This is a genomic window from Arenibacter lacus (assembly GCF_008711145.1).
In the GTDB taxonomy this organism is placed as follows: Bacteria; Bacteroidota; Bacteroidia; order Flavobacteriales; family Flavobacteriaceae; genus Arenibacter; species Arenibacter amylolyticus.
Map to the genome: position 1 here is coordinate 1 of NZ_VVIN01000099.1, position 6,280 is coordinate 6,280.

At 38.2% G+C, this 6,280-nt stretch carries 4 protein-coding genes; all 4 read right to left on the bottom strand.

The features are described from left to right. Positions 1–204, bottom strand: a 204-nt coding sequence (locus F1E73_RS16030; RefSeq protein ID WP_150452517.1) for a carboxypeptidase-like regulatory domain-containing protein, incomplete at its 3' end; no start/stop codon positions are given. 377 nt (positions 205–581) lie between these two features. Next, complete coding sequence (gene tnpA, locus F1E73_RS16035) at positions 582–1,037, bottom strand: IS200/IS605 family transposase (RefSeq protein ID WP_150452518.1); 456 nt, start codon at positions 1,035–1,037, stop codon at positions 582–584. A 112-nt stretch (positions 1,038–1,149) separates the two neighbouring features. Then, complete coding sequence (locus F1E73_RS16040; protein WP_223883481.1) at positions 1,150–3,006, bottom strand: SusD/RagB family nutrient-binding outer membrane lipoprotein; 1,857 nt, start codon at positions 3,004–3,006, stop codon at positions 1,150–1,152. A gap of 15 nt (positions 3,007–3,021) precedes the next feature. Further along, the coding region (locus F1E73_RS16045; RefSeq protein WP_150452519.1) for a SusC/RagA family TonB-linked outer membrane protein at positions 3,022–6,280 on the bottom strand (3,259 nt) is incomplete at its 5' end.

Below are 6,280 nucleotides of genomic sequence, written 5' to 3' on the forward strand. Positions count from 1 at the left end.
AGGATTGCCTACGTCTATGGCATAATTGCCGTCAAAATCGGTTGAAGTACCGTTTGTAGTCCCTTTTTCCACCACATTAACGCCAGGCAGAGGGCTTCCTAAGTCATCGGTTACAGTTCCTGTAATCGTTATGTTTTGTGCAACTAATCCCTGAATAAAGAAAACTGCAAAAAACATTAAATAGTAATGAGTTTTTTTAAACATCCTTGTAAAATTTAGTTCGTTTAATTAGAGTTCTCGGTGCTACCCGGATGTTAATTTAATCTTAAATTCTCAATAATTCATAATTTTAACGCTAAATATTGATAAATAACCATCTAACGAATGGATTAATAGTATTTAAACAAATAAAGTAGTCTTTATATTACATTTCTCTTAAAATCCCTGTTTAAAAGACTGAAATAAACAAGAAACCTATTGGTAGTGTTCCTCTACACACCTCTAGCGCGTAGTTACACTTAGAACCCCTAAATAATGAGGCATATTTAGAGATAGTATATGAAAATAGGGTTCACACGTATTTTGGGGGTTGACACAATAAATAATCCCCGGGGCAAGCCCACGGGGCATTATTTTATTTTTCAAAACAATCTCATTTGACCATCCTTGTGTAAGACTTCATACTCCTTTTCCTTTCCCTGATTCTTCACGTACGTCGCAATAGTCTTTTCATTTCCATGCCGACTGACTGAATTGATATAATATCCACTGCCCCAAAAAGAACCTCCCCATAATGCCCTTTTTACTCCTGGGGCATGAAAGAAAATCTCACGGGCAGTAAGGCTCTTTACCGTCCTTGCTATTTTGGTCGGACTATATGTTGGAACACTCTGAATCAAAAAATGAACATGATCCTTATCCGTACCTATCTCCAAAAAATGGATTTCATACCTGTACTGAATATCTAGACACGTCTGACACAGAATCCTCTCAACTTTAGGACTTAGTACCAATCGGCGATACTTGGTCGAACAAACCAAATGATAGAGTAACAACGAAACGTTGTAGCTCTTATGTATATGCGTGCTTGAGCTCACGCTCAAGATTACTGTTTTTTTTCGTGCGAGGCAAGCCTCGGGGTATTTACCCCTCTAGAATAAAAAAGGCTGTCCAAATGGACAGCCTTTTAACAGAAGTTTGATTTAGGGATTAATTCTTTGGTCCCTCACCAAAATTAGGGTTATTAACATCGAACCAAATTCTCTCATTATTTAAAATATTTGGGTCATTAGTACCAGTTGTGAATCCTTGTTCTTCTATTGCCTTTTTGACATTAGTAAAATTCACATTATCCTCGGTAGGCGTACCAATTTCAAATCTTCTAGGTATTGTCAAAGGATTCCCAGCAGCTAAAATTGGCTCCCACGGCAATATTGAACTTCCAACCATAGGAATCCCAGACCGTCTAACGGTAGTGTATGTATCATGTGGAGTAATAGCAAAATTGATATATTGTTGAATATAAACCTTTTCCAAACCATCACTTGATAAATCATAGTCTGGCAATGCCAATAACTCAGAAATCTCATTCTCTTTTAGTTTAGTAGAAGCTAACTCTGCCATGGTCTCATCCTGATAAACTGGATCGCTTTCATAGTAAAAAGCTCCCGTACTTTTTGCTAAGGCATCCATTCTTCTAATGGAGAATTCTACCCCCAGATTAAAGTATGACTGAGCTGAACCTGGAATATTAGCACCTAGCAATTTAAATTCTGCCAAATACAAATTTGTTTCAGCAGAGGACCCAAGAATTACCTCTAGTGGGGGATGGTTCCCTATTTTTTGAATTAGACGGCCACCAGGTCTTGTTGGATAAGTAAAATCAAAACCAGTGCGAGTATTTTTCTCTGAAAATGATGATGTTGATGAGTATGTTTTTTCAGCTCCATCTAACGCTATCCTATTTCTTGAAGACTGCTCAAAATAATCATCATACTCTCCCTCTTGTTGTTTGTCTGGAGAAAGTGGTGCTCCATGATACCTTACCCAAGGTTCCCCTGGCTCCGACCATCCTGCAAAATTCCCTAGCAAGTCATATTCAACATACTTCTCAACATAGGTTGGGAGTGGCTTACCTGCATCAATAAAGGCTTGAACAACTTCGGCGTTAAAGTCATTTTTATTGAACAGAAAACGAACTCTTGGATCTTTATTTTCTCTTAAGTAGTCGACTAGGTTTTTACCTCCAGTTCCTGGCTGCGTGCCATTACCGGTTCCTCTGTATTGAATTCCTCTTGAATAAATAAAATCCTCATCCAGTGAATTCATATAACCTACTGGTGAGTTAACAACCTCTTCTGCTATATCTAATGCTTTGCTTGGATTAGCATTTACCAACCTTGCTGCTATCCTCAATTTCAATAGATTACAGAACTTAGCCCATTTTGCGTAATCGCCACCATAGACAATATCTTGCTTCCCTAAACTAAATTGCTCTGGAGCAGATAAATCTGATATTGCCGCATCCAATTCGGCCAACCATGTATCAAATAATAATTCTTGTTGATCATATGCAGGAGTAATCAAAGGAGGATTTGTATATGGTGCTAATCCCGCCTCAGTATACACCATAGCCCCAGTATAATCGGTTTGTGTTAAAGCAGTTGCAATTTGAGCTGCATAAGTAACACCTATTATACCTCGCATCATCGCCTTCTCTTCCTCGGGCAAAGCTGCAATTTTAGCACGAATATCTTTGGCATTAGGAATAATTCCATACACATATTGTGCACCACCCTGAGCTGCCATTTCTACAAAGGTTTCCGAATTTCCTACTCCGGTACCAGTAATCTGACTCCAAGGATAAACGTAATCGAAATTAGTGTAAAACCAAAGCAAGTAATCATTGGTGTACATATCGTTTATGACCTTAGCTGTAGAATACCTTAGATCAGGTTCGGCTAGGGTTGATGGATCACTGTTTAACTTAGCAAACTCATCTTTATCACATCCCACCAACATTGTTGCCAATAGAATAAGGAATATTTTATATGTTTCTTTCATCATTTTAACTATTTAATATTAAAAATCAATCGCAATTGAAAATGTGTAGCTAGCCATATAGGGGCTAAACGAGCGCTCTAAGAAAGACTCAGTACTAGTAGTTCCTCTAAAGCTTTCTGGATTAATATTATTTGGCATTGAATTGTACAAGTAAGCTACGTTTCTAGCATTTAAGCCTAAATAAACATTTCTAGCGCCCATTTTATTTGCAGCCATTTTGGGGAGGTTATACCCCATAGAAATATTCCTAAGAGCAATATACTTCACCTCTGCAAACCAATTATCATTAATCACCCCATTACCCCAAGAATTTAAACGGTAGTGGTAGTAACTAGCATGTGTTGGCTCAACGTGTCCCGCGTCAAAAGCTTCTTGATACGTCATACCACCAACGTCCACAGTTGAACCGCTGGGGGTAGTCACAGTTTGTCCCTCGGCAAATACACCGTCAGGGATTATTCCGTCACTAAACTGCTTTCCATTAACATCGTCATAATTAGAGGTCCAGGTTACACCTCCATGTTCTGGGCTTCTACCGTATAAAGAAGTTTCCAAAAATCCATATGCAGTACCATACCTACTGGAATAGGAAGCCATATGACCTCCAAAACGAGCATCCAATAAAATAGACATATTAAAGTTTCCGATATTAAATTCATTATTCCATGAACCTTCAAAATCTGGTTGAATCTTTCCAACTTTTTCAGCCTCTCCACTTCTTTCAAAGTAGGCGCCTCTTCTAGAATCCACCCAAATTAATTGGTTCTTGCCATTATTTGGATGATTCGGATCAGATGATTGAAATTTCTTAGGTGCACTATCAGAATACAACACACCATATTCTCCTCCTTCAAAAGCAACAGATCCTACACGGAAATTACCATAACTAATACTTCCACCTAGGCTTTTATACTCTCCAAAATCAGGATGCACCTCATCTATTTTGGTAGTATTATTCCAATAATTAAAAGTAGAATTCCAACTAAAGTCGTTAGCCTTTACAGGGGTTCCCGTAATCATCAATTCTACTCCAGAATTAGTCAAAGTACCAATATTCGTTAAAAGGCTACTATACCCTGATTCAGAAGGCAATGGCACATTTCCTATTTGCTCGGAGATGGTCTCACTATAATATGCGACATCAAAACCTAAACGGTTATTAAAAAATCGGACATCCGCCCCAATCTCATATGAATCTTTGAGTTCAGGTTTTATAGATCTATCAACTAGTGTAGTGTTCACTGTGTTGGTGTAAACAAAATTACCACCATTATCTATACTCCCTTGTCCATATCCTCTATTAATCGAATAAGGACTAGTATCACTACCCACTTGTGCCCATGAAGCACGTACCTTACCAAAAGTAAACCAATTCGAAGTTCCCGTAGTCTCACTGAATATCCAAGAACCAGAAACAGAAGGGTAAAAGTATGAGTTGTTACCGGTGCCGTCAGTATAAACTAACGCAGAAGACCAGTCATTTCGCCCTGTTATATCTAAGAAAAGCTGATTCTTATATGCCAAACTACCTAAAAAATAAGCGGAGTTAAGCTGTTTTGTAGCATAAACACGTCCTTCACCTTTTTGAGTTCTAAGTGAGTTTCCAAGATAAAATTTACCTGGAACGATTAATCCTCCGTCTGTCCAACCTCTCGTAAATGATTTCTCTTGCTCCCAAATTTCCCCACCTAACAATAAATTAGCTGACAGATCATTTGTGAATTCTTTTTTAAGATTAAAAGTTAATTTACCCGTTTTACTTACATCCTTAGCATGCTTCAATTCATAATAACCTCCTTCATTGGCAAAACCCGCACCTAACTCTTTATTTTCAAAGTCAGTGGTATAATGATTCATATTACCCTCTGCGGTAATTGTTAACCAGTCTGTTACGTCAGCTGCCAGAGTCACAATTGGCCTCACAACAGTTTCCTTGTTATAACTATTGTTGTTTTCATAAGCAAACCATAATCCCCTATTAGGAACATCTGTATATTCATCCCCATAATTTGCATGGGGAACTCCTCCGTGTGAAGCTTGCCAATATTTATTTTGCATATACTTTTTTGTATTGTAGGCTCTTCCAAAAGTCCCATCAAAAAAACTTTGCGAAATATCATTTCTTGGATTATGTGAATTTGAATTGGTGAAAGATATGGAAGCACTTGCGCGTAACCATTCAGACAAATTATACGACCCCCTAAACAATAAGGAGTTTCTTTTGAAGGAATTATTTGGTAATGTACCAGTTCTATCTGTATACGAATCGGAAAGATAAAAATTCCCGTGTTCATTTCCACCACTTAGAGCAACCGAGGTATTTGTATTGATACCCGTAGTGTAAGCATCCAACATATTAGACTTTTGCGGATCGTAAGTAATCATTGTACCGTCATAATCCTCAATTGGTCTACCGTCAAATCTCGGACCAAATCCAGCCCATCCCCATGGATGGTTACGAAGCGTGGCTACTCCATCGTTATTGTAAAAAAACTGTTCTGTATCCCAATTATAATAATTATCAGAACCATCTTTATCACCATAATTTATATAACCAGCCAAAGCTCCTGGTCCATATTCATTCTGTAAGGCAGGCCCCTTATAAACTATATCAAATCCAACTGACTGTTTAACAGATACTCCTAAACCTCGACTTCCTGATCCATCCTTGGTTGTAATCAGCACCACCCCGTTAATCCCCCTAGAACCGTACAACGCTGTTGCTGCTGCACCTTTTAACACAGAAACAGTCTTATAGTCATCTGGGTTTAGATTTTTCAAGATATTACCGTAATCATTGGAAGAAGCATTCCAGTCTGCACTGGCATTAGATGTAGCGTTCTCCAAAATCACACCATCAATCACAAAAATAGGTTGATTGTTATTGGAATTTAATGTTGAAATACCACGGATTTGTATTTTGGAACTTCCAAACATTCCACCATCAGAAGCCCCTATACTAACCCCCGGACTCTTTCCTTGTAAAGATTGAACAGGATTTACCACATTTAATCTTGCTAATTCTTCTCCCTGCACCTCTGTCATAGCATAACCTATTGCCTTGGCCTCCCTTTTAATACCTAAAGCGGTTACTACTACTTCTCCTAATTGCTCGGCATCTTCTTCCAAAGTAACATTAATGGTAGATTTACCGCTCACTGCTACTTCCTTAGTTGTAAATCCCAATGAAGAAAAGACTAAGGTAGCCGTATTGGCAACATCAATGGTGTATTTTCCATCAAAATCTGTTGAGGTACCATTATTCGTCCCTTTTTCT